Source organism: Streptomyces sp. SP17BM10 (assembly GCF_036322405.1).
Classification (GTDB): Bacteria; Actinomycetota; Actinomycetes; order Streptomycetales; family Streptomycetaceae; genus Kitasatospora.
In genome coordinates this window covers 1-26,720 of sequence record NZ_JAQYXB010000430.1, presented here as the reverse complement: position 1 = coordinate 26,720, position 26,720 = coordinate 1, and the positions used below count along the sequence as shown (strand labels likewise).

The following is a 26,720-nucleotide window of genomic DNA, read 5'->3' as shown; positions in this document are numbered from 1 at the left end:
CCGCCCGGGCCGCACTCACCGGGCGGGCACTGCCCGCGTTCACGCCCGTGCGTCCCGTGCCTCCCGTGCCTCCTCCCGTGCGTCCCGCGCGGCCCTCAGCGCGCGGAGGGCGGCGGCGAGTTCCGTGACGGTGGGCCCGCCGGCGGTGGAACGCTCGGGGTGCAGGGTCACCGTCCAGTCCAGGGTCCGGACGGTGACGGAGACGGCGCCACGGCGGGTGCGGAGGAAGGCGGGCAGCGTCCGCACCGCCCGTCCGAGGGCGCCGCGGCCGACGGCCAGCACCCGGAGCGCGCAAGCCGCCCCGGTCCTCCCGGCGGCCGCGGCCGCGTCGGTCTCCTCGACCTCCAGCCCCGGGACCCGGCGCAGGTGCTTGCGCAGCGGGCGCAGCTCGCCCGGATCCGAGACCGACACCTCGGCGCGTCCCGCGCTCAACGGCGGCACGACGCGGCCAGCACGAGAAGCAGGACCAGGACGCCGAGGAGGGCCGCGCAGCCGGACGAACCCTGCGGGCTCTTGCGGTTGACCTCCACCGTGCCGCCGGGTGGCACCCCCGGGTGCCGTCTCGTGTAGTGGTCGATCTGCTGTTCCTCGGCCCGTGGCTCCGCGAGCCAGGGTGTGCGGTAGCCGCACTCGCCGCACCAGTAGCGGTACGCCATGTCGTTCCCTTCGAGTCGTCGTTCATGGTCGTCGCTGTCGTCGTCGTCCGCCGTCGTCGTCCCGGGCGGACCTTTCGAGCGTGACGTCCGCGCAGGTCGGGGGACAGGACACGGCACCGGCCATATGTGACCGGCCGTCACGGTAGGCTCACCGATGGACATGAGCATGCAAGACCATGGGGGTTTGCCGGAGTGACGGACGAACTCGGCGCGCTGTTGCGGCGATTGCGGAAGGAGGCGGGGCTGACGCAGGAGCAGCTCGCGGAGAAGGCCGAGGTGAGTGTGCGCACGATCCGCCGGCTGGAGCGCGGCGGCTCCACCGACCACCGGCTCGGGACGGTCCTCCTGATCGCGGACGCGCTGGACGCCTCACCCGAGGACCGGCAGCGGCTGGCGGCGATCATCACCGACGGGAGCGAGCGCGGGTCCGTCCCGCCGCCGGGGCACCAGCCGCCGCTCGTGCCCCGGTCACCCCGAGCGCCCGGCCCGCCTCCCGTGCCGCCGGTCCCCGCCGCCCTCGCCGAGGCCGTCGACGAGCTCGCCCGTGAGGTCCGCCGGCGCTGGCGCCGCGAGGAGGAGCAGCGTCGCGTCCACGACCCGTTCCCGCTGCCGGTGCGCTGGCGGCCCGCACCCGACGACCTCATGGACGGCCCGGAGAACGTCCAGCGCCTTCCACCCGGTGAACGGGCGGAGCCCCTGGACCTCGACGGCGACCTCCGCTCGGTGGCCGAGGTGTACGGCCAGATCCCCTCGGGCCGGCTCGTGGTCCTCGGCCGGGCCGGCTCGGGCAAGTCGATCCTGACGATCCGCTTCGTCCTGGACCAGCTCCGGGACCGGGCCGTCCCGTCCCGCGTGCCGGTGGTCTTCAGCCTCGGATCCTGGGACCCGACCACCACCACGCTGCGCGACTGGCAGATCGACCTGCTCCTGCGCGACCACCCGCACCTCGTCGGCCGCGGCCCCGGCGGCGGCACGCTCGCCGCCGCGCTGGTCGACGCGGACCTCGTCCTGCCCGTCCTGGACGGCTTCGACGAGATCGCGGAGGGCCTGCGCCGGGACGCGCTCGACGCACTCAACGACACCTCCCAGCCGCTCGTCCTCACCAGCCGCCGGGCCGAGTTCGCCGAGGCGGTCGAGGCGGCGAGCACGCCGCTCGTGTGGGCCGCCGGGATCGAGCTCACCGACCTCACCCCCGAGGACCTCGCCGACTACCTGCCCCGCACGGCCCGCCCGGTGACGGCCGGCCCCGGCGGGCCCGAACCCCTGTGGGACGCCGTCCTCGCCGAGCTGCGCACCCGGCGCACGGACCGGGCCGCGCGCCTCGCCCGCGTCCTGAGCACCCCGCTGATGGTCATCCTGGCCCGGACGATGTACAGCGACGCCCCCGACCGCAGACCCGCCGAACTCCTCGACGGCGAGCTCTTCCCCACCGAACACGCCCTGGAGGAGCACCTCCTCGCCGGCTTCGTCCCCGCCCTCTACCGCCGCCGCGCCCCCGAGCGCGAACCCGTCGCCGGGCGCCCGCCCCGCACGTGGGACGCCCGGCGGGCCGAGCGCTGGCTCGGTTACCTCGCCGACCACCTCGTCCGCCACGACCGACCCGACCTCGCCTGGTGGCAGATCGGCGGCTCGGTGCGCCGCCCGGCCCGGATCCTCGCGACCGTGCTGGCCGCCGCGCTGTCCGTCACCGTGGCGGAGTGGACGGTCGGCGTGGTCCTCGTCGTGCTCTACGGGAACGACCCGATGGTCAAGTGGGAACGGTTCCTCCTGGAGGGCGCCCTCGTCGGGCCCATCGCCGGACTCGCCGTCGGCGCGGTCTACGCGATCATGACGGTCTTCGGCGGCCTGGCACTGCAACCCACCTACGTCCGGCTGCGGCTGTTCGCCCGTCACCACGGCGGCGGCCCGCGCACGGTCCGGGTGTTCACCGGCCGCTTCGGGGCCATCATGCTGGGTGGCACGGTGCTCGGGATCGGCGTCGCGCCCGCCCAGACGCTCCAGCACGCGCTCTACTTCGGCACGCCGCTGACCAACGCCGACGTCATCGTGGGCATGCTCATCAACATGCTGGTCTACGGGCTGATCTTCGGTTCGTCGGCCGGCCTGGTCTTCGGGCTCACGAGCATGCTCGAAGCGCCGCTGGACACCGCCTCGGCGGCCACCCCGGTGTCCCTGCTGGCCTCGAACCGCACCACCGTCAGCCGGCAGGCGCTGGTGCTCGTCCCGGCGTTCACGCTCGCGATCGCCCTCGGCGGGCGGGTGATCGTGGTCGCGCTGCGCGGCCCGCTCGGCGTCCTGTACTGGCCGCTCGCGGACGGGCTCTACATCGGCGCGATCGGCGGCATCGGCGGCAGCCTCGCCTACGCGCTCGGCTTCACCGCCTGGGGGCAGTGGATCGTCCTGAGCCGCGTCTGGCTCCCGCTGACCGGCCGCCTGCCGTGGAACGTCGCGGCCTTCCTGGACGACGCCTACCGGCGCGGCGTGCTGCGCCAGACCGGCGCCGTCTACCAGTTCCGCCACCTGCGGCTGCAGTACCACCTCGGCCACACGTTCCGCAGGGAGCACGCCCACTACCGGCAGGCCACCTTCCCCGGGGCGGCCACCGCCGTGTGAATCAGCGGATCCCGGCCGCCGCGAGCCTGCGCTCCACCTCGTCCCACTCGGGCGGGACGAGCGCGGTCGGCCGGGATCCGACGCCGAGGTCCTTGAAGCCGCTGGACGTCGACACGCAGACCACCGGTCCCTCGACGTCGCCCACGGCGCGCAGCCCGGCCAGCCCGGCGGCGGAGGACAGTTCCGTCCACAGCCCGGCCCCGGCCAGCTCCCGCTGGGCGGCGGCCAGTCGGGCGTCCTCCAGGGCCAGCGCCCGCCCGCCGCTGCCGCGCACGGCGAGCACGCCGCGGTAGCCGCTGACCGTGCTGACGATCGAGTACGCGTCCGTCGCCGTCCGGTCGGCGTGCGCCACCGGCAGCCCCTCGCGCAAGGCCCGGGCGAGCGGCGCGGCGGCGGCCGGCTCGCACGCGAAGATCCGCGGCACCCGGTCCGTCACGCCGAGCCGCCGCAGCTCGACGAAGCCCTTCCACACGCCGTACAGCAGCTCGGCGTACCCGGTCGGCACGAACACCGCGCCCGGCACTCCGAGGTCCCGGTGGATCTCGTACGCGATGGTCTTGTAGCCCTCCGGCCCGTACGCGTGCCCGGTGTGCGTCGTGGTGAGGTTGCTGACCGGGTGCAGGCCCAGGCGCTCGACGACCTGCCGCATCAGCGGCCACCGCGCCTCCCACGGCACCGGCAGCACCACCGCGCCGTACGCGTGGAGGAACGAGTCGACGGCGGGCGGCAGGCTCGGCCCCGTGAACACCACGCACGGCAGCCCGGCCCGCGCGGCGTAGGCGGCGGCGGACGCGCCGTGGTTGCCGGAGGACGCGACGACGATCCCGGGCGCCCCGGCGGCCACCGCGGCGCTCGTCGTGCAGCGGTTCAGCCGGTCCTTGTGGCTCCAGGTCGGGTTGCGCGACTCGTCCTTGACGTACACCCCCGGCTCCAGCTCCACCAGCGGCGTGCCGCCCTCGCCGAGGCCCGGCGCGAGCAGCGGCGGCAGCAGCGGCGCCCAGCGGTCCAGCCCCGCCCGCCCGGCCGGCCCCCCGTCCCGCGCCGACGGGCCGAACAGCGCCTCGACGTCCACCTTGTCGTAGGCGTAGTCGACCTCGGCCGGGTACGAGACCTCCGGCGTGCTCGTCCGCGGGCAGCCCTGCGTCAGCGGCGGCAGCAGCGGGTAGCCGAGGGCCGGATCGCCCAGGGAGCGCTGACCGGTGGCGAGGGAGGGGAAGTAAGCGTCAGTGGCCATGAGCCGACCTTACGGCGGTGGCTGACCTGCTGTCAGAGGAATCCGGCAGAGGACCGCTCAGAAGATCGAGAAGCCCGACAGCGTCGTCATCGCGTCCAGCGCGGCCACCGCCGCCACCGAGTTGCCCGCCTGGTCCAGCCGCGGCCCCCACGCGCACACCGCCGCCCGCCCCGGAAGTATCGCGAGGATGCCCCCGCCCACGCCGCTCTTGCCCGGCAGCCCGACCCGGAACGCGAACTCGCCCGCCGCGTCGTACGTCCCGCACGTCACCAGCACCGCGTTGACGCGCTTGGCCTCGCTGCGCGACATCATCCGCGAGCCGTCCGCCCGCACGCCGTACCGGGCCAGGACGGACCCCGCCAGCACGAGGTCCCGGCAGCTGGCCGCGATCGCGCAGTGCGCGTAGTAGTGGTCGAGGACGTCCTCGACCGGGTTCTCCAGGTTGCCGTGGCTGGCGATGAAGTGCGCCAGCGCGGCGTTGCGGTGGCCGTGCTCGGCCTCCGACGCCGCCACCACCGGGTCGGTGCCCAGCAGCGGGTTGCCCGCCTCGCGGCGCAGGAACTCGCGCACCGCTCCAGCCGCGTCGCCGGTCAGGCTCTGCAGCCGGTCGGTGACCACGAGCGCGCCCGCGTTGATGAACGGGTTGCGCGGGATCCCGTGCTCCGTCTCCAGCTGCACCAGCGAGTTGAACGGGTTGCCGGACGGCTCGCGCCCCACCCCGCGCCACAGCCCGTCCCCGCCGTGCGACAGCGCCAGCAGCAGACTGAACAGCTTCGAGACGCTCTGGATCGAGAACGGACTCTCCCAGTCCCCGACCCCGAACAGCTCCCCGTCCACCGTCGCGACGGCCATCCCGAACGCCTCCGGATCGGCCGCCGCCAGCGCCGGGATGTAGTCCGCGACCTGTCCCTGACCCGTCGTCGCCCGCGCGGCGATCTCCGCCGCCTCCAGCAGCCCCCGATAGTCCAGGCTCTCCCCGACGGGCACACCGTTCACCGCTGTTCCTCCACATACGCGCGTTTCGGCCCCGATTATCCCTGCCCGGGGACCGGCCCCGGCGCCGGGGCCCCCGGGCGCGTCCTGATAGCGTCGGCGGGCCGGCCGCGGGACTCCGGTGCGACTTCCGGAACCTGCCTCTACCGCAATGATTCGCAGCTCGCGCCCCCATTCCCCGGCCGGCACCCCCTCACCGGACGGCTGGAAGGCTCGGGAAGGCCATGGACGCGTACGCCGACCTGATCGCCGCGGACGACGTGCTGCTGTTCGTCAACGCCGCCATCACCGCGACCGGCCAGCGCGAGTTCCACGCCGGCGCCGACCGACAGCAGCTCTCCCTCGGCTTCCTCCACGAGTACGTGCGCGTCAACTACCGCGAGCCGTACGCCGCCGCGCTCGCCCTCGACATCAACGACCACAACGCCGCGCTCATCATCCGCCACCTGCTGGAGACCACCCGCGACGCCACCCCCGAGCAGCGCCGCACCGAAGGCCGGCTCATCGCCCGCCGCCTCGCCCTGCTGCCGCCGCAGCGCGTCTACCGGCTCATCGCCGACCTGCGCCGCCGCAAGGTCAACAACCGCCGCACCCGCGCCATCCTCCGCGACTGGCTCGCCGCCCGCCCCGACCAGGCCCTCGACGCCGTCAAGTACCGCGCCGGCCTCAAGCGCGCCGTGCGCCACGCCCACCTGCGCCCCGGCCACGACGAGGTCGGCGCCTTCCTCTTCACACCCGTGGCCCAAGCCGCGCCGTACCGCACCCCGCTCCTCGACGCCTGGCGCCGCGCCCACTACGAGAAGGGCGCCATCTACGAACTGCCCTACACCGTCGCCGAGGGCTTCGCGCACCGCCACGGCATCCCGCGCGGCTGGTTCCTGGAGCGCATCGCCCCCCGCATGACCGCCCTCGAACGGCTGCGCCTCCAGGAGTCCGCCCGCGGCCACGGGGCCACCGTCGCCACCGACCTCGCCCGCATGCCGCTCACCCGCCTCGCCACCTACGCGCTCGCCCTGCCCGCCGAGGACCGCATCGCCCGCCGCACCGAACTCACCGACGCCCTGCGGGCCGCCGCCCGCCGCGCCGCCGGAGCCCAGGCCGGCACGTGGGGGCGGGTCGCGGCCGTCCTCGACGACTCCTTCTCGGCGTCCGGCTCGGGCGTCAAGCGCCGCCGCCCGCTGGCCGTCGCCCTCGCCTGCCACTTCCTCCTCGACGCCCTCGCCGCCGACTACACCGCCCACTGGACCAGCGGCCGCACCGACGCCCTCCTCGCCCACCCGCACGGGCCCACCCCGCTCGGCCGCCGCATCCTCGACGCCCTGGACGCCGCCCCCGAACCGCCGCAGCGCCTCGTGATCGTCTCCGACGGCTGGGACAACGCCCCGCCCGGCCTCGCCGCCGAGGTCCTGCGCGTCTGGCGCACCCGCCTCGACCCTGAGCGGCGCACCGGCATCGTCCACCTCAACCCGGTCTACGACGCCGACGGCTTCGACGTCCGCCGCCTCGCGCCGACCGTCCCCACCGCCGGCCTGCGCGACGCCGAGGACCTGCCCGCCCTCGTCGAGTTCGCCCGCTTCGCCGAGGGCCGCACCGACCTCGCCGAACTCACCGCCCACCTCGCGGCGTGCACCGCCCGCTTCCTCGCGGCCGGGGAGGCCCGATGACCACCGCCTTCCGACTCGACCTGGCGGGCCTCGACACCCGCCCCGCCCAGGTGTGGGGCGGCGTGCGGCTCGTCCCGCTCGTGCGCGACGAGCCGATCGCCGACCTGCGCCTGCACGAGGAGCTGTACGACCGCGAGCACGCCACGGTCGGCATCGACCGGCGCACCGCCTACACCTCCTACATCCCGCACGGCTTCGTCGCCGACTGGACCCGCGACGGCACTCCCGCCGCCGCGTACGGCACCCAGCTGTCCGACGCCCGGTCGGCCTCCGGCGCCCCCGAACGCCTCCGGCTGCAGCCGCCCCGCCGCATGGCCAAGCGCGAGAGCCGCACCCGGCTGCGCTTCCTGCCCCTGCACCTCGCCCTGGAGGGCTACCTGGCCCTGCACTTCGGCGGCCCCACCATCGCGTGGGAGCAGTGGTCCCAGCAGGCCCTGCGCCGCGGCCTGTCACCGCGCGCCGAGGAGGCCTACAGCGGCGACCAGGTACGCGGACTCGCCGACGCGCTGCGGGTGTTCGAGATCCACCCCGGCCAGTGCGGCGTCGCCGTGTACGTCGCCGACGCCCTCGCCGCCGCGTTCGTGCTGCCGCACCCGGACGACTACCGCGCCCTGCACCGCAGCCTCCTCCTCGACCTGTACGGCGAACTCGTCCACCACTACGCCACCTACGCCGGCCCCGTCGCGGACTTCCGCGCCGACCTGAGCACGACCTCCGTCCGTTCCCTCGCCGACCTGCGCACCGCCGTCGACGAGCAGGAGCGCGCCTGGTCCCGCTTCCACACGACGACCATGGCCGGCGGCCTCCTCGACGCCGACTACCGGGCGCAGACCGTCCACCGGATGTCCCGCTTCACCCTCTCCCGCTTCCTCCCGGACTTCCGCCCGAAGCAGGAGAACCACATCGGCGAGGCCGTCACCGACGACACCGGCGGCCTGGCCTACCTGAAGACCTTCCGCCTCTCCGAGACCCAGGTCCGCCGCGGCCACCTCCTGACCCGCCTGGCCGCCCACGACTGGCACCTCGCGAACACCGCCACCACCCTGGGTCTCACCACCGTCCAACTCGCCCTGCGCCTCGAAGGCGCCGGCTTCGCCCACCTGCTGCGCCAGGACATCCTCGACCACTACCGCAAGCGGGCCCGGAACGCGTGACCCCGAGCCGTGCCCGCCGGCCGACTCACGACCGGGCCCGGGCCGGCGATCACACCGCCGGTCATCGATGCGGCGATGACGAGGGCGTCGGCGCGGTGGGTGGTGGGCGGCGGGCGGTGGGGGCGGCCACCCGCCCGCTCCCGTCACCGACCCGGCCGGCGTCCGCCCGGTGACCGCCGGATAGGGTGCGGCAATGGTTGATTCCGCATCACACGCCGTCACCGCCAAGGCCGTCGCGCGCCGCCTCCTCGGAGAACTCGGCGCCGCAGCGCTGACCCTGGAGGCCGTCGCCACCGGAGCCGGACTGGCCCTGGCGGAGGTCCAGGCGGTGTACCCGCACCGGGACGACCTGCTCACCGCGCTGATCCTCGACGCCTACAACGCCTCCGGCGCCGCGATGGAGGACGCCGACCGCGCCGCCCGCGACGCCGGGCAGTCCGCGGGCGCGAGGCTCCTCGCCGTGACGCGCGCCCTGCGCGGCTGGTCCTTCGCCCACCCCGAGGAGTTCACCCTCGTCTACGGCTCGCCCGTCCCCGGCTACCACGCCCCGTGGGAGACCGTCCCCGCCGCCTCCCGCACCCCCGCCGTCCTGGCCGCGATCGTGCGCGGGGCCCTGGAGGCCGGCGAACTGACCCCGCCCGCACGGAAGGTCCCCGGCCCGCCGCTGCTGCGCCCGGAGGCGCTGGAGCTCTTCGGCGGCGCGCCGGGGGAGCCGTTCCCGGACCTCGTCGAGCGCGGCATCGTCCTGTGGAGCGGCCTGATCGGCCTGCTGGTCTTCCAGGTGTTCAGCCGCACCCACGACAGCGTCCGGGACGAGGCCGCGTTCTTCGACTACGCGGTCGCCGTCGCGGCCGAGGGCGTCGGCCTCGTCGTGCCGCTCTGACCCTTGACGGTCCGGTGCCGGTGCCGTGGCCGGACGGCTCCACCGTTCGGCGACGCCCGCCACTGCCCTAGCGTTCGTCCCGCCGGGCCAGGACGGGCTTGACGTCCAGGACCGGTGTGCCGTCGACGGCTTCGAGGTCGCTCACGCGGATCCGCAGGCCGTCGACGGCGAGGATGGTGACGCGGTGCAGGCCGATCGGGTTGGGCCGGTCGGGGGAGCGGGTGGCGAAGACGCCGGTCTCCGGGCGGGAGCGGTCCCCGCGGGGGCGGACGGCGAGCACGTCGCGGTCCGCCCGGTCGAGCCAGGTCAGCAGCAGGACCTCCTGCCCGACTGCCAGGTCGGCGAGGGCCCGTTCCACCGCGGGGTCGAACGCCAGCCAGGCGTCCGGCCCGCCCTCGTCGCCCTGTCTCGGGGCGCCCGACCGGTCCAGGAGCGGTGATTCCACCCGGCCGATCGCCCGTACCTCGAAGTGCCCGTCCGCCATCGCCCGCTCCCCGCTCGGTGGTCGTCGCTCCCGGTCCTTCCGATCATGCCGTTCGGTGCGGTCAGGCGCGCAGGAACGCCTCGAGGGCGCTCGCGAAGGCCACCGGGACCTCGTACATCGGGTAGTGGCCGGAATTGGCCAGGACCTCCAGCTCGGCCTGCGGGTAGTGGGCGAGCCAGGTGCCGCGCATCGCGTCGGCGGTGAGGGCGAGGTCGTACTCGCCGACGAAGACCTTGACCGGCAGCGGGCTGCCGGCGATCGTGGCCGCGAAGTCCTGGGTGGTCCAGTCGGTCAGGTAGGCGGCGACGGCCTCCGGCCGGGAGCCGGCCACGGAGCGGGCCGTCATCGCGTCGAGCCAGCGGGCGCCGGCCCGCTGCCCGGTGACGAGGTCGAGGATCGCCCGCCGGTTCGCCGGGTTCCGGGCGGCGCCGTGGAAGAGGTGGTACGCGTCGCCGTCGAGCGGGTAGGTGCTCGCGGGCACGGGTGCCACGCCGACCAGCTTGCGCACCCGGCCCGGTGCCTCGGCGAGGACGCGCTGCGCGGCCTTGCCGCCCATCGAGTGGCCGACCACGGAGAAGGTGTCCCACCCGAGCCGGTCGGCCAGCGCGAGCGCGTCCGAGGCGATCTCGGCGAGCGTGAACTCGCCCTCCACGTCCAGCCGTTCGCCGTATCCCCGGTAGTCGAGGAAGGCGTAGCCGAAGGACTCCGGGTCCAGGTAGTCGAGGAACGGGCCCCAGGCGGCGCTGGTGCCGAACCAGTCGTGCAGGACCAGGACCTTGTGCTCGCCGCTGCCGAGGGTGCGGTGGGCGATCGTCATCAGGACTCCCGTGGGGTGGGGGTGGCTCGTGGTGGCGGGCCGTTACCTTCCCACCACGGGCCGAAGTACTCCTGCGTGCCGCCAGGGCTCCTCCGCCGTTCCGCGCGGCCCGGCCGAGGAGCCGTCCGGCGAGGTCCATGCCGGTGATCGCCCCGTCGGCGTCGCGGCTGAGGAAGCCGCGCCGCCCCTTGAGGCCGCCCTCGGTGAGGATGTACTCGTCGCCGTCGCCGGTCAGGAGGCCTCGCGGGGGGCTGACGGGGCCGCCGGGCTCCACTCGTTCGGTGGTCACGGCTTTTGCCCTCCCGGCGGGCGCCCGCAAGGTGGAGGCAGGAAGACCGTCCCCGAGGAGCGACAGGCGGAACGCCATGCCGATCTACCAGACCGCGCACTACCGAGTGAACCCCGAGGCCGTCGACCGGGTCCTGGCGGCGATCGAGGAGTTCGTCGGCTACGTCGCCGCGCACGAGCCCGACACCTGGATGTACACGGCCTGGCAGGAGAAGGACGACCCGACCCGCTTCGTCCACCTCTTCACCTTCGCCGACGAGGCCGCCCACCGGGCGCACGGCGAATCGGAGGCGGTGCGCCGGTTCCAGGCGGCCTACGCGCCCGAACTCTCCGAGGGGCCCGTGGTGTTCACCGACTACCGGCTGGTCGCGACCAACGCGGGCCGGCGGGTGGCCGCGCCCTGACCGGCCGCGCTCTGACCCGCCGCGCCCGGGGGCGGGCGGGGTCACAGCCTGCGGGCCACCGGGTGGCGGGGCTGGTAGAGGCCGACCTCCCCGCCGCCCGGCAGGCGCAGGGCGGTCTTCAGCCCCCAGCCGACGGAGGTGACCGGCTCGGTGAACTCCACACCGCGCGCGGTGAGTTCGCGGACGGTGGCGTCGACGTCGTCGCACATCAGGAACAGCTCGTGCGCGGGCGATCCGCCCGGGTGGACGGCGATCTCGGCCGGGGGCAGCGTGAAGATCAGCCACCCGCCGCCCGCGTCGACGTGCGGCCAGCCCAGCACGTCGCGCAGGAAGACGCGGTCGGCCTCCGCGTCGCGGCTGTGGATGACCAGGTGGGCACCGGTGATCATGTACTCACGGTAACCGGTGGCGGCCCTCACTGCCTCCGCAGATCGCCGGAGAAGCCCGCGACGACGAGGTGCAGACCGCCGTCCTCGGTGCGCGTGTACACCTGGTCGTACGGGTCGGCCACGCAGCCGCTGACGGGGCTCAGGGGCGTCGTGCGCAGGACGATGCGGTCGGCGGTGGCCGAGGTCAGGTTCGCGGTGGCGTCGCAGCTGAGGGTGCCGGCGCCGGTGTTGTTGGTGATCTCGGCGACCGGCTCGCCCTTCTGGCCCTGCCGGATGGTGATCTTGAAGTCCGCCTTGGTGCGGACCGCCGGGCTGCCGAGCTGGCCCGCCCACGTGCCCAGGAAGTCCGCGGGTATCGCGCCCGCGGGCGTCCGTGTGGGCACCGGTGTGGGCGCCGGTGCCGAACCCGGCGTGGTCTGCGCGGCCGGAGTCGCGGGCTGACCGGCGGGGGAGGTGTTGCCGCCGCTCGCGGTGGTGCCGTCGGGCCGGGCCCAGAGGTAGACGCCGGTGCCCAGCAGCGCGGTGGCCAGCACGGCGGCGACGGCGACGCCGCTGCGCCCGAGGCCCCGGCCGGTGGGCTGCCGGGGCGGCGGCGGGTAGGGCGAGGGCGGGGTGGTGGCCGACGGCGGGGGCGGACCGAAGTGCCCGGTCGGGGGCCCGAAGGCCGACGGGGCGGGCGCTGCGGCCGGCGGTGGCGCAGCGGGCGTCCCGGCGGCGACGTCCAGGTCCAGCAGCTCGACCGCCAGCGCCGCGAGCGACCCGGCGACGGCCGGCGGCAGCCAGGCCCGCTGCTCCAGCCGTTCGCCCGCCCCGGGGTCGTCAGAGGCCAGCCACGCCCGCAGCCGCTCGGGGGACGGCCGGTCCGCGGGGTCCTTCGCGAGGCAGGCCGCCACGATCGCGCGCAGCCGCGGGTCCACGGCGTCGAGTGGCCCGAGGTCGGGGTCCTCGTGCAGCACCCGGTAGAGCATGACGTGCGCGCTCACACCGGAGCCGAACGGCGCCTCGCCGGTCGCCGCGTACGCGAGCACCGCGCCGAGCGAGAACACGTCCGTCGCGGGCCCTGCCTGGGCGCCCCCGGCCTGTTCGGGAGAGAGGTAGCCGGGGGAGCCGACGACGAAGCCGGACTGCGTGAGCGCCGTCGCGTCCAGGGCCCGGGCGATCCCGAAGTCGATCAGCCGTGGCCCGTCCAGCGCCAGCAGCACGTTCGACGGCTTGACGTCCCGGTGCACGAGCCCGCGCCCGTGCACGGCGGCCAGCGCCTCGGCGAGCCCCACCCCGAGGGAACGGACGGCCGCGGCGGGCAGCGGCCCGGAGTCCCGCACCGCCGTGCTCAGCGCGGGCCCGGCCACGTACCCGGTGGCCACCCACGGCCGCTCGCCCTCGGTGTCCGCGTCCAGCACCGGCGCCGTCCACTTCCCGCCGACGAGCCGGGCCGCGGCCACCTCCTGCCGGAACCGCACCCGGAACTCCGGGTCGGCCGCGAACTGCGCGTGCACCGTCTTGACGGCCACCGTCCGCCCGCCGGCCGTCCGGCCCAGGTAGACCAGGCCCATCCCGCCCGCCCCCAGGCGTCGCAGCAGCCGGTACTCGCCCATCTGCCGCGGATCCCCGGCCCCCAGTGCCTCCACGCCGCCGCTCCCCTCGTCGCCCCCGCCCACCGTCACGTCACGGCAGACGGTACCGGTGCGGCACCCGGTTGCGGGCCGGAGATCCCGACTCGGTCCAGCCGATCGGAGTCACGCGTTCCCGTCCAGCACGAGCGCCCACGCGAGGAAACCAGCGCGACCGTGCACAGCACCGCCCGCAGCACCGTTGAACCGCACCCCGCGCTCCTCGAACGCGCGCCGCACGGCCGCCGGACCGGCGATCAGCTCCGGCGAACCGGCCTTCCCCAACTCGTCGTTGAGGGGGATGTTCACCGCCCGGGTCACGCCGATGTTCCCCGCGTACAGCACCAGCGCCGCGATCGTCGCGGGCAGCGCGTCGCGCCCCTCCTCGGGCAGGTGCAACGCCACCGCCGCCGCGCCGAACAGCAGCGCGCCGAGGTAGCCGAGCACGAACCAGCCGTTCAGGATCGCGACGTCGACCTTCTGCATCACGTCGATGAACGTGCGGTCGTCGACCCGCCGCAGCGCGGGCATGACGGAGCACGAGGAGGCGTAGAACAGGCCCGCGGTCAGCCCGTAGGTGATCGTCGCCGCCACGAGCACGAGTGTGCGCGACAGTCCCATTTCGAAGGGCCCCTCACTGTGCGTCTCGGAGCCCCGGCGTCCCGATCCCTCGGTCCCCGCTGACTCGGTCCGTGCCCGTGCCCGTCGATCATCGGGCCCGACCGGGTGGCGGGGCCACCGCGCCGATCCTCCTGGTGATCCGGCGGACCGTGTGAGAAGTCTCCGCGATTTCTCGAAAAATCCTCGCGCGGGATGTCGAGAACGCGCGCCCGGCTCCGTCCCCGGGGTGGAAGCGGCCACAATGGGCCGCACCGCACCGAGGAGAGACACCATGGCCAAGTACCTGCTGCTGAAGTACTACCGGGGCGCGCCGGAGCCGGTCAACTGCGTCCCCATGGACCAGTGGACGCCGGAGGAGATCTCGGACCACATCCGCTTCATGCACGACTTCGCCGCCCGGCTGGAGAAGACCGGCGAGTTCGTCGACGGCCAGGGCCTCGCCCCCGAGGGCCTGTGGGTCCGCTACGACGGCGAGGGCCGTCCGGCGGTCACCGACGGCCCGTTCCCCGAGACCAAGGACCTCATCGCCGGCTGGATGATCATCGACGTCGACAGCCGCGAGCGCGCGGTCGAACTCGCCGGCGAACTCTCCGCCGCCCCCGGCGCGGGCGGCAGGCCGATCCACGAGTGGCTGGAGGTCCGCGAGGTCATGGCCGCGCCGCCCACCATCACGGAGTAGCCTCCCGGGACGTGACCACCCCCATGGACGACGCACTGCTCAGGAGCCTCACGCCGGGCGTGCTCGGCGTCCTCGTCCGCCGCGGAGCCGACTTCGCGGCGGCCGAGGACGCCGTCCAGGACGCCCTCGTCGAGGCCCTCCGGGTCTGGCCGGCCGACGCTCCGCACGACCCGAAGGGCTGGCTGGTCACCGCGGCCTGGCGCAAGTTCCTCGACGCGACCCGGGCGGACGCCGCCCGCCGCCGGCGCGAGGACCGCGTCGAGGAGGAGCCGCCGCCCGGCCCGGCGCCCGCCGCGGACGACACGCTCCAGCTCTACTTCCTGTGCGCCCACCCGTCGTTGAGCCCCGCCTCGGCCGCCGCCCTCACCCTGCGCGCCGTCGGCGGACTGACCACCTGTCAGATCGCGCAGGCCTACCTCGTCCCCGAGGCGACCATGGCCCAGCGCATCAGCCGCGCCAAGCGCACCGTCTCCGGCGTGCGCCTCGACCGGCCCGGCGACGTCGCCACCGTGCTGCGCGTCCTCTACCTGGTGTTCAACGAGGGCTACTCCGGCGACGTCGACCTCGCTGCGGAGGCCGTCCGGCTCACCCGGCAGCTCGCCGCCGTGATCGACCACCCCGAGGTGGCCGGGCTGCTCGCCCTCATGCTGCTCCACCACGCCCGCCGCGCCTCCCGGACGGCGCCCGACGGCGGTCTCGTGCCGCTCGCCGAGCAGGACCGCACCCTGTGGGACACCGGCCTGATCGCCGAGGGCGTCGGGATCCTCCAGGCGGCGCTCGCCCGCGACCGGCTGGGCGAGTTCCAGGCCCAGGCCGCCATCGCGGCGCTCCACGCCGACGCGCGGACCGTCGAGGAGACGGACTGGGTGCAGATCGTCGAGTGGTACGACGAGTTGGTGCGCCTGACCGACAGCCCGGTTGTCCGCCTCAACCGGGCGGTCGCCGTGGGGGAGGCGGACGGCGCGCGCGCCGGCCTGGCGGCCCTCGCGGCGCTGGACGACGCCCTGCCCCGGCACACGGCGGCGTCCGCGTACCTCCACGAGCGCGACGGCGACCTGGCGACGGCGGCCCGGCTGTACGCCGAGGCCGCGCACAAGGCGCCCAACCTGGCGGAGCGCGACTACCTGACGCGGCGGGCGGCGCGGCTCAACGCCCGCCTGCGGGGATGAGGGCCCCGGAAATTCGGTTGACCTCGTCGTGCGGGAACGATCCACTGTGGCACGGGACATCACGCGCCGTGAGTCCGCCGGCCAGGGGAGGCAGCAGCACCGATGGAGATCCGTTCCACGAGCCAGGAGGACCACGGCGTCTTCCTCGACACGCTCTTCGCCGCGTTCGGACGCTTCCCGCAGACGCCGGCCGAGGACGGCGGCGGGGTCTGGTGGTCGGCCCTGGAGCTGGACCGCGGCGTCCTCGCCGAGACGGCGGACGGCCGGCCCGTCGGCACCGCCATCGCGTACTCCTTCGAACTCACCCTGCCCGGTGGGATCGTCGTCCCGGCCCCGGGGGTGTCCGGGGTCGGCGTCCTGCCCTCGCACCGCCGACAGGGGGTGCTCACCGCGATGATGCGGCACCAACTCGACGACTTCCGCGCCCGCGGCGAGTTCCTCGCCGTCCTGCTCGCCTCTGAGGCCGGGATCTACGGCCGGTTCGGCTACGGCCCGGCGACGTACACGGGCCGCCTGACGGTGCCGCGCCACCAGGGCGCCTTCGCCGCACCCCGGGCGGGCGCCGCCGCCGAGCCCGGCTCGGTCGAGCTGCTCCGGCGCGCCGAGTGCGTCGGGATCCTGGAGGACGTCTACGACCGGTACCGCCGCGCCCAGCCCGGCGCGGTGTCCCGGCCGCCCCGGTGGTGGGCCCGGGGAGCCGGCCATGCGCCGATCGCCCCGACGCCGCGCTACGTCGCCGTCCACCGGGACGCCGACGGCGTGCCGGACGGGTACGCCAGCTACTCGGTGGGCGACCCCGACATCCTCACCGTCGACGAGATCATCGCCACCGACGACGTGGCCTTCACCGCCCTCGCCAAGTACCTGCTCGGCCACGACCTCGTCAGCCAGGTCGTGTTCAAGCACGTCCCGCCGGACCACCCGCTGCGCTGGCAGCTCGCGGACTTCGACGCCGGCCAGGTGACCAACCACACCGAGTGGCTGTGGGTGCGCCTGCTCGACGTCCCGCGCGCGCTCACCTCGCGCGGCTGGTTCGCCGACGGCGAGCTCGTCCTCGACGTCGACGACCCCTTCCTCGGCGAGCGGGCCCGCCACCTGCTCACCGTCCGCGACGGCAAGGCCGAGTGCGTCCCGACGGACCGCGAGCCCGACCTGACCCTGGACGTCCGCGACCTCGGGGCCGTCTACCTCGGCGGCACCGCCCCGAGCACGCTCGTGCGCGCCGGACACGTCCGGGCACACCACCCGGGCGCGGCCGCCCTGGCCGACGCCCTCTTCCGCGCGGAGCGGCCGCCGCACTGCCTGCACTGGTTCTGACCGTTCGGACGGAAGACGTTCACGGGGTCGGAGCGGGCCGGTCCGCGGGCAGGGTGTCGTGCCAACCCGGCCGCCAGGCGGGCGGATCGGCCAGCACGCCCGCCAGCGGCACTCCGGTCAGGAGGTGGTCCGCCGCGCCGCCGTACGCCCAGCTCCGCGGCCTGCCGCCGGCCGTTCGCCGACAGGCGGCCCGGGAGGCGGCCGGTGGCGATCCCGGCCTCGTTGTCCGTGGTGGGGGAGTGGGTCTCGTAGAGGAGCTCGACCGCTTCGGCGGCTACTCCTCGCCGGCCGGCTTCGCCCCGCCGGCCTTGACCGGTCGGGTGTGGATCTTCGAGATGCAGGCCGGCAGCGCACCGCCGTCCTCGTGCTCCCGGGCCCGGTACGCGCTCGGCGTCTCGCCGACCAGCTCGGTGAACCGCGAGCTGAACGACCCCAGCGACGTACAGCCCACCTCCATGCAGACCTCCGTCACCGTGAGGTCGCCCCGCCGCAGCAGCGCCTTCGCCCGCTCGATCCGCCGCGTCATGAGGTAGCTGTACGGCGTCTCCCCGTACGCGGCGCGGAAGCTGCGCGAGAAGTGACCCGGTGACATGAGGGCGGTGTGCGCGAGCGCCGTGACGTCCAGCGGCTGCGCGTAGTCGCGGTCCATCATGTCCCGGGCCCTGCGGAGCCGGACGAGGTCGTCGAGCGGTACGCGGGACCCGCTACCGGCGGCTCTGCTCATCGATGACCTCTCCCCGGTCGGGCCACAGCGTCACGGCCGAGGGTACCCGTGGGGGCGGCGGTCCGGGCGGCGATCAGCGAGGAGAACGGTGTCACGGCGGTGATGGCCAGGAGTAGCGCGGCCGCGGGCCCGATGAAGGCGGCCGGACACCCGCGTGGCCGGCCCGGCGCGATCGACCTCCCGCCCGGTCGGTGCGGCCACCTTTCGCCTCCAGCCCCCGCCCGCGGTCGGGCCGTTCACCGCGCGGGCGACCCGGCAGCCCGACGTTCCGCGCGACCGTCGTCGCGGGCGTCAGGTTGAACGCCTGGAAGGCGAATCCGAATGACCGGCTTCAGGCCAGGTGGGGATTCCACTCCCGGAGCAGGAGCCTGGCCTGGGCACGCGCCGTCTCGTCGGGTTCCGCGTCCGAGGCCAGGTCCGTCGCGAGGCCCTCGAAGTGCTCCTGATCCTCGTCGGACTGGCGGCAGACGTTGAGGATCGCGTCGCCGAGGTGGTCGGTGGTGTCGAAGTCGGCCCCGGCGAAGGCGCCGAGGACCAGCCGCAGGCCCTGGAGGTCGCGGCGCTCGAGCAGCGCCTCCGCCGTCTTCTGCGTGACGGCCGTGTCGTGTCCGTCCTGCAGGAGACGGCGGAGGACTTCCGCGACGGCGGGGACGTCCGCGTGGGCGGCGAGCTGCCGGCCGGCGTCCGCCCGGTCCGACCAGATCGGCGATGTGGAGGCGCGCAGCGCCGCGTTCAGCATGGGGCCATCCTGGCACGGGCTCACGGGCTCACGGGAGCACGATGGTGGTGATCAGGATGCCGTCGGTGTGGTGTCGGCGGTCGGGAACGCCTTGCCGTCCCGGCGGGTGGCGAAGGTCCCGTGGGGTGCGCCGTCACGGGCACCTGGGCGAGCGGCACCCGCTGCCGGGCCAGGGGGCACCACGCGTTGTAGAGGGCTTCACTGGTGCTGATCGCCGGGCTGGCGCTGCTGGCGGGCCCGCTCGCGTGGGCCGTCCTGGCACTGCTGGTGGCGGGCTTCGGGCGTGTGGGCCCTCGTGGTCCCGGGGTGGGTTGGGCCTATTCGACGGTGGTGGCGACCACGGTCCACGCGTTGGCGTTGGTGTCCAGGCGCAGGTCGAAGGTGAAGGCGAGGGGCCTGGGCTTGTGCGGGTCTCCGCGCAGTACCTGTTCGCTGCGGCGGTCGACCTCGTAGTAGACGCCCTCGGCGTGGACGGCGACGCGGAAGACGATCGGGTCGCGGGACAGCAGCGAGCGCACCGTGACGGAGGTGACGGAGGCCTGGCGCATGACGGTGCGGTGGGCGGTGCGCACGGGCGTGAAGTCGAGGCTGCCGTCGTTCATGACCCATTCCTCGAGGAACCGCTCGACGGCGACCTCGAGGACGGATTTGTCGAACCGGGCGTCGAGGACGCTCAGGTCGCCGGCGGCGGTGTCGGCGTCGGCGGTCCACGAGATGGTGGTGAGCGACAGGATGTCGCCGGCCCCGGTGATGGTGCTTCTGGCAGCGACCTCGAGCACGGCCTGGCGGGCGACTTCCTTCTGGTCCCAGCCGTCCGTTTCGATGGCGGCGCTCAGGTGGTGGGCGCCTTCGGTGGCCTGTTCCACAGACGACACGATCCACTGTCCGGCGGTGTTCTTGCGCAGTGTCCAGTACTCGACCGGGCGCGTCGAGCCGTCCTTGCGCACGGCCTGCCCGCCGTCGGCGCGGCGCACGTAGTCGTTGAGCGTCGCGGTGATCCGGAACGTGACGGTGTCGTTCACCTCGCCCGCGCGGTTGGCGACGTCGACGAGCTCGACGACCGGGCCGGAGACGATCTCCACGACGTTGACCTCGCCGCGTGAGGCGTAGTCGCGCAGTTCCTCGGCCCACTTGCCGTACAGCACCGGGGACAGGATCTGCTGCAGAGTGGCGTGGTCGTGCCCGGTCCAGGCGCGCTGGGCCGTCTCGTACAGCCATACGGCGCGTTGCTCGAGCGCGGCGCGCTCGAAGGTCGCGTCGGTGTCGGCGATGGCGTCCACCCGGGCCGAGATCTGGGCGGCGCGTTCGCGCGCCTGCGCGTTGGCGCGGTGCGCGGTGCGGTCGGAGACGGTGTTCAGGCCGTCCGCCAGCCGGGCCTTGCGGCGCCGGGACCACAGCCAGAGGATCAGGAGGACGACGGCCACGAGCACCAGCAAGGTGATCAGCCCGCCGCCGCCGGCGCCGAAGCCGGTTCCGAAGCCCGTTCCGAAGCCGCCGCCCGATCCGTGGAAGCCGCCGCCGTGGCCGCCCCCGCTGCCGCCGCTGCTGCCGTGACCTCCGAAGCCGTGACCGCCGCCCCCGCCGCGGGCGTAGGCGGCCGTCGGGCCGCTCAGCGCGACGGCTCCCGCGACCACACCTATCCAGCGGCGGATGCGCACCGGGCTCTCCCTTCACGAACCGCAAATGTTGCTGCTAAGCCTACAAGCCGGGGGTGTCCGGCCGGCGGGGAGGGCGACCGGCCGTCCGGCAGGCGGATGGTGGGCCGTGCGGGCGGGGATTCCGGGCCTGCCCGCATCGCGGCGGCGCTGGCCCTCGGCGGCCGGAGGCGGGCTTGTGCGGGGCGGAGGGGTGGGGAGCGGGCGTGGGCACCCCGCACGCCATCCGGCAAACGCCGGTCTCCGGGAGCAGCTTCGGAGACCGGCGTCACTCACCGCAGCCCATCAGTCACATGCGCCTACAGCGCCTGCTCCGCCGGTACGGGCTGCGCCGGTCGTGCCAGGGTGGGGTCGTGGGGGCCTGGCGCTCTGGCGTGTTCCTGGGACTGTGGTGGTTCTGGTGGTTCTGAGGGTTGGGTGTGTGTCGTGGCAGGGGTGTCTTGCCGGGTTCGAGGTGGGGAAGGGGTTGTGAGGGTGGCGCTGGCGGGGAAGGGCTCGCGGGTGATTGTCGTGGGTGGGGTGCGTTATCGCTGGACGGTGGCGCCGGATGACGAGCCGGGGCTGGCGGTCGTGGTCTCGCATGCGGACGGCGAGGGGCAGCGGCTGGTGGTGTGGGTGGAGCATGGTGTGGTGGTCGCGCCGGGGCTGGTGGCGGGCCTGGTCCGGGAGGCGCTGGCCCGCCATGGCTGGACGCCTGGCCGGCGTGGGCGTCTGCTGACACTGCGCTGCCACGGCGCGAGTCCGGATCCGGCGGGCCCGGGGTTGGTGGCCTGGCCGCCTTCGGGTTGAGCCCGGGGCCAGGGCGGGCCGGCCGGTCCGGGGCCGGAATGCGCGCCACCCCGTGGTGCTCGGCTGTCCTGTGGTGCGCGCGGTGACGGCGTGGCTGGGTGACGGCGTGGCTGGGTGACGGCGGGCCACAGTGCCGGGCAGGGCGGTGGAAAGTTGCCCGCGGCGCCCGTCTGCTGGGCCGGCCCCGTATCCGTCACGCGGGGGCGGGGCCCGGTGGGTGAGGCGGGGCCACGGCCGCTGTGGCTGGTGGCACGGGTCGGGGACCTGACGGTCATGGTGTGCCAACGGGCCCGGGCACCGGCGGGTTTGCCGCCCCGCACCCGCCCGTGCACCGGTGCCCTGACGTCCCGGCGGGTGCGGGGGTGCCAGGGTTAGCGGGGCCGCGCGGCCTTGCGTACGGGGTGGGCCGGCCCGACCGGGTGCGGGGCCGGGGTGGTTTCGGCGTGAGTGGCGGTGATGACGGCGGTGAGCAGGCCGGGGAAGCGGTGTTCGAGTTCCTCGGTGCGAAGGGCGTTCATCTTGGTGGTGCCGACGTAGTACTGACGTAGCAGGCCGGCTTCGCGAAGGACGTTGAAGTGGTGGGTCGAGGTGGAGCGGGAGACGGGCAGGTCGAAGGAGCCGCAGCTGAGGTCGGTGTTCTCGCGGGCGAGTCGACAGACCACGGATCTGCGGGCGGGGTCTGCCAGTGCCTCCAGTACCTGTTGGACGTTCAGGTCTTCCACGCCCGGGTGCTCGATCACCCGTGCCGTAGCGCGTGTGCGTCCCACGCCCACCACCTCTTCCCAAGATCCGGGCCCCCGTCCGTTCGATCCGTCGTCGTGAACCGCCTTGCGCGGCGCGCGACTTCGGGTCACGACGCTACTACGTCCACCCTCCCGCACGGGGCCGGCCCGCCCACCGCGACGGCCGCGCGACACGCCGGAGACAACCCGCGGGCAACCCGGAGGCCGCCCTTCTTGCGCCCCAGGGGGCAGGCCGCGCGGACCGGGGAAGCGGACCTGCTCCAGCGCCCCAGCGGCAGCGGCCCGAGGGTGGCTACCCGCCGGGGTCCATCGCCGGCACTGGGTCCACCACCCGAGCCGTCCCCGCCGGCTCGCGGAACCCGCTCACACCGCCCAGGCAGCAGAGGGCCGTGGGGGAGTGGGAAGTCGGCAGGCCCGACTTCCGGTTTGTCTCCGAATTGACTGTGGGATGGGGGTGTTGTGTCGCGGTAGCTTCTTTCGCGTCTACTGGTCTGTCGTCGTTTCGAGGGTGCGCAGCGCGGCCGTCACTCGCTGGAGGATCTTCGGCTGGTGGGGGTGGTGTGCCGGGACGAGGGCCAAGGCTGCCAGTGCTTCCTGGAGCAGTGCCCGGCGCTGGGCGGGCAGGCGTGCGACGTGTGCCGAGCGGCTGGACTCTTCCAGGACGTACGCCAGCCGTGAGGCGTACACCTGCGGGCTCACCGCGAACAGCAGTCGGTAGACGGCCAGTCCGTCGGGTGCGTGCAGGATCTGCCGGTCGTGGCTCAGCAGCCGCATCCGTGCCCTGAGTACCAGATCCCGGTCCGTGTTCATCTCCGTCGGGTCCCCTCGTCATCGTCGTTGACTCCACCCCGCTCCCGGCCCGGCGCGGCACGAAGCACGCGCCGGCCCCCGAAGGCGGGAGCCGGCACGGGGCCGCGGAGGTGGATGCGGATGAGTCTGCGCCCCGTTCGTCGGCACGCACAAGGCGAAACCCGGGTGCTGTGCGTCCCACCGCAACCACCCGACGACCTGGCAGGATTGGACTCGCCACACACCCCGGACGGCCCCCGCGACGGTTGGTGGCCCCCCTCCCGTGCGGACGCGGCGCAGTGATTCCCGGCGACGCGATCAGCCGCGCGCGGCGAATGACGAAGGGGGACTTGGCGACCTGCCGGTGTCTGGCGGGGTCCCCCGTGCTACCCCGGGGGCCGTCCCGCCGCGCGCTGGAGCCGTTGCCGGGCCGTTCCGCGTCCGCGCTTTGTTCTCGCGCTTGCCTCCCCGTCTGCGCGTTCCCGCTCGTCTGCGCATCTCCTCGGTTCCCCGGGTGCCGCGTACCGCGGTAAGGACCCGTTTCTCGTCTCCGGGGGCGGCCTGGGCACTGGCGAGCCTGGATGCGTCGCTCACCGTCTTCACGACAGCGTTGAGGCGAAGCGCCCAGCGGTCGTGAATCTCGGCCACCGTTGTCGCCACCCGGGTGGTCGCGGTAGCGGCGGGGGTGGTCGTGCCGGGCGACTTGGTCGAGCCGGCCTCTACAGCGCGGCCGAGGGCGCCCGGTTGCGGCTGATCTTCCCCGAGTTAGCCGGTGCGGCGTGTGATCAGGGCCTCCAGGCCGTCGAGGATGCGCTCGAGGCCGAAGTCCAGGGCCTGGTCCCGGCCGTCCTGCGAGACCATGGCTGCGGCGAGCGCGGGGAAGCGGTCGGCGTGCCGGTGCACCAGGGTACCGAGGACGGCCAGGAGTTCCGCCTCGGGTGAGCCGCCCGGCCGGGCCGCGCGGGCTTGCTCGGCGATGCCCCGGACGTGCCCGGCCAGCAGTACCGCAGCGTCCATTCGCTCGGGGCCGGTCAGCCCGTGGCCGTCCAGGGCCGCGACCACCCGCTCCAGCCAGCCGAGTTCCTTGGGGCCCATCACCCGCGGTCCGACGGTGGCGTCGAGCAGCCACGGGTGCTCGGTGAACGACGTCGCCAACTTCCTTGCCCAAGCCGTTAGTTGCTCACGCCACCCGAGCCCGGCCACGGCCTGCGGCGGTTCGCTGACCGCAGCCTCCACCATGAGCGCGACCAGCTCCGCCTTGCCGGGCACATAGCGGTAGAGCGACATCTTGGTGAAATCGAGCAGCCCGGCCACCTTCTGCATCGAGACGGCGCCGAGGCCCTCGGAGTCCGCGATCTCGATGCCCGCCGCGGCGATCCGCGCCAGGCTCAGTGCGGGTTTCGGCCCCCGTGACGGCTTTGCGGGAGGTCCCCAGAGCAGCCGCACCGCCTCGTTCGCTTCTTCGCCCACTTCCCGCTCCGTCCCGTGTTTCCGACTGCCCCTTGCGGGGCGACCTAACTGTGTCTATCGTACACAGCAAGAAATCGCGTCCACCAGACACAGTTATTCGACAGCCTCGGATGGAGTGGTTCACGTGAGCACCAAGGTCCTGATCTCCGGCGCGAGCATCGCCGGCCCCGCACTGGCCTACTGGCTGGGGCGGTACGGCTTCGAGACCACCGTCGTCGAGCTGGCCCCCGCCCTGCGCGGCGGCGGCCAGGCGGTCGACTTCCGTGGCGAGACCCACCTGACCGTGCTGGAGCGGATGGGCTTGCTCGACGAGCTGCGCGCGCTCGGCACCGGCGGCAGCCCGATCACCTTCGTCGACCGGCGCGGCCGTCAACTCCTCCACCTTCCTGCCGACTTCGCGGGCGGGGATGTCGAGGTCCCGCGCGGGGAGCTCGCCCAGGCGCTGTACCGGCACAGCCTCCCCGGCGCCCAGTACCTCTTCGGCGACTCGATCACCGCCATGGAGGAGACGCCCACCGGCGTCCGGGTGGCCTTCCGGCACGGCGCGCCACGCGAGTTCGACCTGGTGATCGGCGCCGACGGGTTGCACTCCAACGTCCGTCGGCTCGCCTTCGGCCCGGAGGAGCGCTACGTCCGCCACCTCGGCTACTACGCGGCCACCTGGCAGCTGCCCAACTCCCTTGGCTTGTCCGCCGGTTCGGTAGGTCTCAACGTCCCCGGCCGGCTTGCCGCAGTCGGCGCCGACCCCCGCGACCCGGCTCGGGCGGGTGCCTTCTTCGTCTTCGCCTCGACCGAACTCCGTTACGACCGCCACGACGTGGCGCAGCAGAAGACGCTGATCCGGGACGCCTTCGCAGGCCTCGGCTGGGAGGTGCCCCGGCTGCTGGAGAGCCTGAGGCAGGCCCCGGAGCTGTACTTCGACTCGATCAGTCGGGCCGACGTCCCCGCCTGGTCCACCGGCCGGATCGCCCTGCTCGGCGACGCGGCCTGCGGAGCCACCATCGGTGGGATGGGCACCGGCACCGCCGTGGTGGCGGCCTACGTCCTGGCGGGCGAGCTGGCCCGGGCCCGCGGCGACCACCGCACCGCCTTTGCCCGCTACGAGCACGCCCTGCGCGACTACGCCCAGGGCTGCCAGAAGGGCGGCGACCGCACCGGCCCGTTCCTGGCGCCGGGCACCGCGACCGGGCTGCGGGTGCGCAACGGGCTGCTGAACCGGCGCTGGATCCTCGACAAGATGCTGGAGATGGGCAAGCGGATCAGCAGCGTCGACCTGCCCGACTACGCGGCCGAGCTGTCCAATCCCGCTGCGTTCAACGTCGTGGGCGGACGGGTCGGCCCTCGGGCAGCACGCCGCTTGCGGTGACCACCTGGTCGCGGGCGGCTCGCGGGGACGACGGTGAAGCTGTGCGCCATCGATCCTTGGCCGCACGGGGCGCTCTCGGTACTCGCCGACGACGCCGCCCGTTGGCCCCACCGTAGGCGGGACGGACCGAATGGTGCACGGTCGGAATAACCCCCTCCCGCCAGTAATCCGCGAGATCACCAAGGGGTCCGTTGTCCACGGTCCCGCTGGCGACGCGCATGTGAGAGTGCTCAGCCACATACTGGTGAATGGGCTCTGACGCAGATCCTGTGATGGCTCGGGTGCTGGACCTGGGCCCGGCATCGGACGGTTGGGCCACGGCTCGCGGGCATGACAGTGCCGTGACCAAGAAGGTTTCACCGGGTTGGGCAGACCACGCCGGGGATCTGGTTCTGCGAGAGCTCTCCTCGGAGCGAACACGGGCGCATTCGCAGCATTGGGCGGCAAGGACTCAAATGATGTTGAAACCTCTGTTGGCGTCATAGATGTCCGCGGCCACGACGTAGATGACGTTCCAAGCAGGGACCACGATGTAATTCACCATGGCGGAGTCGCTCCAACTCGACCGGGTGAGCTCGTCGTTCGTGAACGCGAGGTGGGTGTCGGGACCGTAGGGATCATCGGCAATCCTGCTGACGAGTCTCAACAGTGATCGGCGGTCGTCGGGCGGGAGGTAGTCTCGGAGCCTTCCCGCTTGCTCGGTGAACTCGACACGGAACTTCATGATGGTCGGAGCGTAGACCGGCGCGTGCGATCCGGCATCAGATTTTCGGACGCCAATCGGCTCGAGGTTCACCGGGTTGCCTGATTGCGCGGCGAGGACGGGCCTTCCGGCCCATCGGATGCCCTTTTCGCTGCGGACGCGGGCGCGTTCCTTGCTGGGCGGCCAGGACGTCGGGATGGCGGGCGTTGGTGTTGCGCCAGCGCAGGTAGGCGTGCGGTGCGCGGGTTTGGACCGTGTGGTTGGGGTGGTTCGCGTGGCCTCGCGGCCGATCCGGATCACCCGGCCGTGCACCTTGCGCGGGTAGGCGAGCGGTTTGCGGATGGACCGGCGGGTGAAGGGCTGTCCGAGCTTGGCCGGGCGGGTGGTGGCCATCTGTACGACGAAGTCTCGTCGTCAGTGCTGAGCAGGCGGGGACGGCCTCCCGCCCACTGAGGGTTCAGGCAGGCCAGGCCGATCTCGTTGAACTGGTGAATCACATCCCGTACGGTGTCCTCGTCCGCCTGCGCGAGCTGGGCGATCGCCGGGACCCGGTTACCGCCGGCCGGGGCCAGCAGCATCATCGCCCGCCGATAGCGCACCGTGTTCCTGGTACCCCGGCGCACGATCGACCGCATCCAGAAGCAGGCTGCCGGCAAGGTCAGTCCGGAGAGCTGGACTCACGGTTCCTCCGAGCAGCGCAAGAGCTGGTTCACCACGGGTTACCGCGGCGGTGACATGGCCCAGTGTGACACCTTCTCCGTCACCAG

Annotated in this window: 27 protein-coding genes and 1 pseudogene; 11 read left to right on the top strand and 17 right to left on the bottom strand. The window is 73.9% G+C overall.

Annotation, left to right across the window (positions count from 1 at the left end):
* Positions 1 to 39: 39 nt before the first annotated feature.
* Together PUR71_RS04700 and PUR71_RS04695 are read right to left on the bottom strand one after the other, a co-directional pair.
* Entirely contained in the window at positions 40 to 432 is a 393-nt protein-coding gene (locus tag PUR71_RS04700) for an effector-associated constant component EACC1 (RefSeq protein ID WP_329925036.1), read from the bottom strand.
* Complete coding sequence (locus PUR71_RS04695) at positions 429 to 656, bottom strand: hypothetical protein (RefSeq protein WP_329925035.1); 228 nt, start codon at positions 654 to 656, stop codon at positions 429 to 431. The genes PUR71_RS04700 and PUR71_RS04695 overlap by 4 nt, the downstream gene beginning before the upstream one ends.
* A gap of 192 nt (positions 657 to 848) precedes the next feature.
* On the opposite strand from PUR71_RS04695, the gene PUR71_RS04690 reads away from it, so the two are divergent.
* A complete protein-coding gene (locus PUR71_RS04690) occupies positions 849 to 3,269 on the top strand; it encodes a helix-turn-helix domain-containing protein (RefSeq protein ID WP_329925034.1) in 2,421 nt (806 codons plus the stop codon).
* A 1-nt stretch (position 3,270) separates the two neighbouring features.
* Here PUR71_RS04690 and PUR71_RS04685 read toward each other — a convergent pair whose 3' ends face one another.
* Together PUR71_RS04685 and PUR71_RS04680 are read right to left on the bottom strand one after the other, a co-directional pair.
* Positions 3,271 to 4,503 (bottom strand): threonine synthase, encoded by a 1,233-nt coding sequence (locus PUR71_RS04685; RefSeq protein WP_329925033.1) that lies wholly within the window; start codon positions 4,501 to 4,503, stop codon positions 3,271 to 3,273.
* Between the two features lie 57 nt (positions 4,504 to 4,560).
* The gene (locus tag PUR71_RS04680; RefSeq protein WP_443077358.1) at positions 4,561 to 5,472 is read right to left on the bottom strand and encodes a glutaminase; all 912 of its coding nucleotides are present in this window, start codon (positions 5,470 to 5,472) and stop codon (positions 4,561 to 4,563) included.
* A gap of 248 nt (positions 5,473 to 5,720) precedes the next feature.
* Here PUR71_RS04680 and PUR71_RS04675 point away from each other — a divergent pair, with 248 nt between their 5' ends.
* The 3 genes from PUR71_RS04675 (at position 5,721) to PUR71_RS04665 (ending at position 9,197) form a co-directional block, all read left to right on the top strand.
* On the top strand, positions 5,721 to 7,160 hold the full coding sequence (locus PUR71_RS04675) for a hypothetical protein (protein WP_329925032.1): 1,440 nt from the start codon (positions 5,721 to 5,723) through the stop codon (positions 7,158 to 7,160).
* Positions 7,157 to 8,314 carry an ARPP-2 domain-containing protein gene (locus tag PUR71_RS04670; RefSeq protein WP_329925031.1) on the top strand — a complete coding sequence of 386 codons (1,158 nt, stop codon included), beginning with the start codon at positions 7,157 to 7,159 and terminating at the stop codon, positions 8,312 to 8,314. The genes PUR71_RS04675 and PUR71_RS04670 overlap by 4 nt, the downstream gene beginning before the upstream one ends.
* Before the next feature lie 193 nt (positions 8,315 to 8,507).
* Entirely contained in the window at positions 8,508 to 9,197 is a 690-nt protein-coding gene (locus tag PUR71_RS04665) for a TetR-like C-terminal domain-containing protein (RefSeq protein ID WP_329925030.1), read from the top strand.
* 67 nt (positions 9,198 to 9,264) lie between these two features.
* Here the strand turns inward: PUR71_RS04665 and tsaA are convergent, their stop codons facing one another.
* Positions 9,265 to 9,681, bottom strand: a complete 417-nt coding sequence (tsaA, locus tag PUR71_RS04660; protein ID WP_329925029.1) for a tRNA (N6-threonylcarbamoyladenosine(37)-N6)-methyltransferase TrmO — start codon at positions 9,679 to 9,681, stop codon at positions 9,265 to 9,267.
* 61 nt (positions 9,682 to 9,742) lie between these two features.
* Positions 9,743 to 10,498: an alpha/beta fold hydrolase gene (locus PUR71_RS04655; protein WP_329925028.1), complete on the bottom strand. Its 756-nt coding sequence runs from the start codon at positions 10,496 to 10,498 to the stop codon at positions 9,743 to 9,745.
* 365 nt (positions 10,499 to 10,863) lie between these two features.
* Between PUR71_RS04655 and PUR71_RS04650 the strand changes: the two genes are divergently transcribed.
* Positions 10,864 to 11,190, top strand: a complete 327-nt coding sequence (locus PUR71_RS04650; RefSeq protein ID WP_329925027.1) for a putative quinol monooxygenase — start codon at positions 10,864 to 10,866, stop codon at positions 11,188 to 11,190.
* A 41-nt stretch (positions 11,191 to 11,231) separates the two neighbouring features.
* Here PUR71_RS04650 and PUR71_RS04645 read toward each other — a convergent pair whose 3' ends face one another.
* From PUR71_RS04645 to PUR71_RS04635, 3 genes are all read right to left on the bottom strand, one after another.
* Positions 11,232 to 11,579 (bottom strand): VOC family protein, encoded by a 348-nt coding sequence (locus PUR71_RS04645; RefSeq protein ID WP_329925026.1) that lies wholly within the window; start codon positions 11,577 to 11,579, stop codon positions 11,232 to 11,234.
* A 26-nt stretch (positions 11,580 to 11,605) separates the two neighbouring features.
* Positions 11,606 to 13,207 carry a serine/threonine-protein kinase gene (locus PUR71_RS04640; RefSeq protein ID WP_329925025.1) on the bottom strand — a complete coding sequence of 534 codons (1,602 nt, stop codon included), beginning with the start codon at positions 13,205 to 13,207 and terminating at the stop codon, positions 11,606 to 11,608.
* A gap of 108 nt (positions 13,208 to 13,315) precedes the next feature.
* The gene (locus tag PUR71_RS04635; protein ID WP_329925024.1) at positions 13,316 to 13,783 is read right to left on the bottom strand and encodes an anthrone oxygenase family protein; all 468 of its coding nucleotides are present in this window, start codon (positions 13,781 to 13,783) and stop codon (positions 13,316 to 13,318) included.
* 298 nt (positions 13,784 to 14,081) lie between these two features.
* On the opposite strand from PUR71_RS04635, the gene PUR71_RS04630 reads away from it, so the two are divergent.
* From PUR71_RS04630 to PUR71_RS04620, 3 genes are all read left to right on the top strand, one after another.
* On the top strand, positions 14,082 to 14,489 hold the full coding sequence (locus PUR71_RS04630) for a YciI family protein (protein WP_329925023.1): 408 nt from the start codon (positions 14,082 to 14,084) through the stop codon (positions 14,487 to 14,489).
* A 23-nt stretch (positions 14,490 to 14,512) separates the two neighbouring features.
* The gene (locus PUR71_RS04625; RefSeq protein ID WP_329925052.1) at positions 14,513 to 15,658 is read left to right on the top strand and encodes an RNA polymerase sigma factor; all 1,146 of its coding nucleotides are present in this window, start codon (positions 14,513 to 14,515) and stop codon (positions 15,656 to 15,658) included.
* A gap of 102 nt (positions 15,659 to 15,760) precedes the next feature.
* A complete protein-coding gene (locus PUR71_RS04620) occupies positions 15,761 to 16,975 on the top strand; it encodes a GNAT family N-acetyltransferase (RefSeq protein WP_329925022.1) in 1,215 nt (404 codons plus the stop codon).
* A 274-nt stretch (positions 16,976 to 17,249) separates the two neighbouring features.
* Here PUR71_RS04620 and PUR71_RS04615 read toward each other — a convergent pair whose 3' ends face one another.
* From PUR71_RS04615 to PUR71_RS04600, 3 genes are all read right to left on the bottom strand, one after another.
* A complete protein-coding gene (locus PUR71_RS04615; RefSeq protein ID WP_329925021.1) occupies positions 17,250 to 17,699 on the bottom strand; it encodes a helix-turn-helix transcriptional regulator in 450 nt (149 codons plus the stop codon).
* A 331-nt stretch (positions 17,700 to 18,030) separates the two neighbouring features.
* Positions 18,031 to 18,438, bottom strand: a complete 408-nt coding sequence (locus PUR71_RS04605; protein WP_329925020.1) for a hypothetical protein — start codon at positions 18,436 to 18,438, stop codon at positions 18,031 to 18,033.
* A gap of 317 nt (positions 18,439 to 18,755) precedes the next feature.
* Positions 18,756 to 20,096 carry a Tim44 domain-containing protein gene (locus PUR71_RS04600; protein ID WP_329925019.1) on the bottom strand — a complete coding sequence of 447 codons (1,341 nt, stop codon included), beginning with the start codon at positions 20,094 to 20,096 and terminating at the stop codon, positions 18,756 to 18,758.
* Between the two features lie 471 nt (positions 20,097 to 20,567).
* On the opposite strand from PUR71_RS04600, the gene PUR71_RS04595 reads away from it, so the two are divergent.
* On the top strand, positions 20,568 to 20,882 hold the full coding sequence (locus PUR71_RS04595) for a hypothetical protein (RefSeq protein WP_329925018.1): 315 nt from the start codon (positions 20,568 to 20,570) through the stop codon (positions 20,880 to 20,882).
* A 371-nt stretch (positions 20,883 to 21,253) separates the two neighbouring features.
* Here PUR71_RS04595 and PUR71_RS04590 read toward each other — a convergent pair whose 3' ends face one another.
* The 3 genes from PUR71_RS04590 to PUR71_RS04580 all read right to left on the bottom strand — a co-directional run bounded on the left by PUR71_RS04590 (position 21,254) and on the right by PUR71_RS04580 (position 23,884).
* Positions 21,254 to 21,649 (bottom strand): ArsR/SmtB family transcription factor, encoded by a 396-nt coding sequence (locus PUR71_RS04590; protein WP_329925017.1) that lies wholly within the window; start codon positions 21,647 to 21,649, stop codon positions 21,254 to 21,256.
* Between the two features lie 459 nt (positions 21,650 to 22,108).
* Positions 22,109 to 22,435: a hypothetical protein gene (locus tag PUR71_RS04585; RefSeq protein WP_329925016.1), complete on the bottom strand. Its 327-nt coding sequence runs from the start codon at positions 22,433 to 22,435 to the stop codon at positions 22,109 to 22,111.
* A 744-nt stretch (positions 22,436 to 23,179) separates the two neighbouring features.
* Complete coding sequence (locus tag PUR71_RS04580; RefSeq protein ID WP_329925015.1) at positions 23,180 to 23,884, bottom strand: TetR/AcrR family transcriptional regulator C-terminal domain-containing protein; 705 nt, start codon at positions 23,882 to 23,884, stop codon at positions 23,180 to 23,182.
* A gap of 124 nt (positions 23,885 to 24,008) precedes the next feature.
* On the opposite strand from PUR71_RS04580, the gene PUR71_RS04575 reads away from it, so the two are divergent.
* Positions 24,009 to 25,250, top strand: a complete 1,242-nt coding sequence (locus PUR71_RS04575; RefSeq protein WP_329925014.1) for an FAD-dependent monooxygenase — start codon at positions 24,009 to 24,011, stop codon at positions 25,248 to 25,250.
* A 451-nt stretch (positions 25,251 to 25,701) separates the two neighbouring features.
* Here PUR71_RS04575 and PUR71_RS41085 read toward each other — a convergent pair whose 3' ends face one another.
* Both PUR71_RS41085 and PUR71_RS41080 read right to left on the bottom strand, forming a co-directional pair.
* The gene (locus PUR71_RS41085; RefSeq protein WP_443077351.1) at positions 25,702 to 26,346 is read right to left on the bottom strand and encodes a hypothetical protein; all 645 of its coding nucleotides are present in this window, start codon (positions 26,344 to 26,346) and stop codon (positions 25,702 to 25,704) included.
* Positions 26,250 to 26,531 (bottom strand): helix-turn-helix domain-containing protein, encoded by a 282-nt coding sequence (locus PUR71_RS41080; RefSeq protein ID WP_443077357.1) that lies wholly within the window; start codon positions 26,529 to 26,531, stop codon positions 26,250 to 26,252. The genes PUR71_RS41085 and PUR71_RS41080 overlap by 97 nt, the downstream gene beginning before the upstream one ends.
* 49 nt (positions 26,532 to 26,580) lie before the next feature.
* Between PUR71_RS41080 and PUR71_RS04565 the strand changes: the two are divergent.
* A pseudogene (locus PUR71_RS04565) lies at positions 26,581 to 26,720 on the top strand (neutral zinc metallopeptidase); the annotation flags it as partial.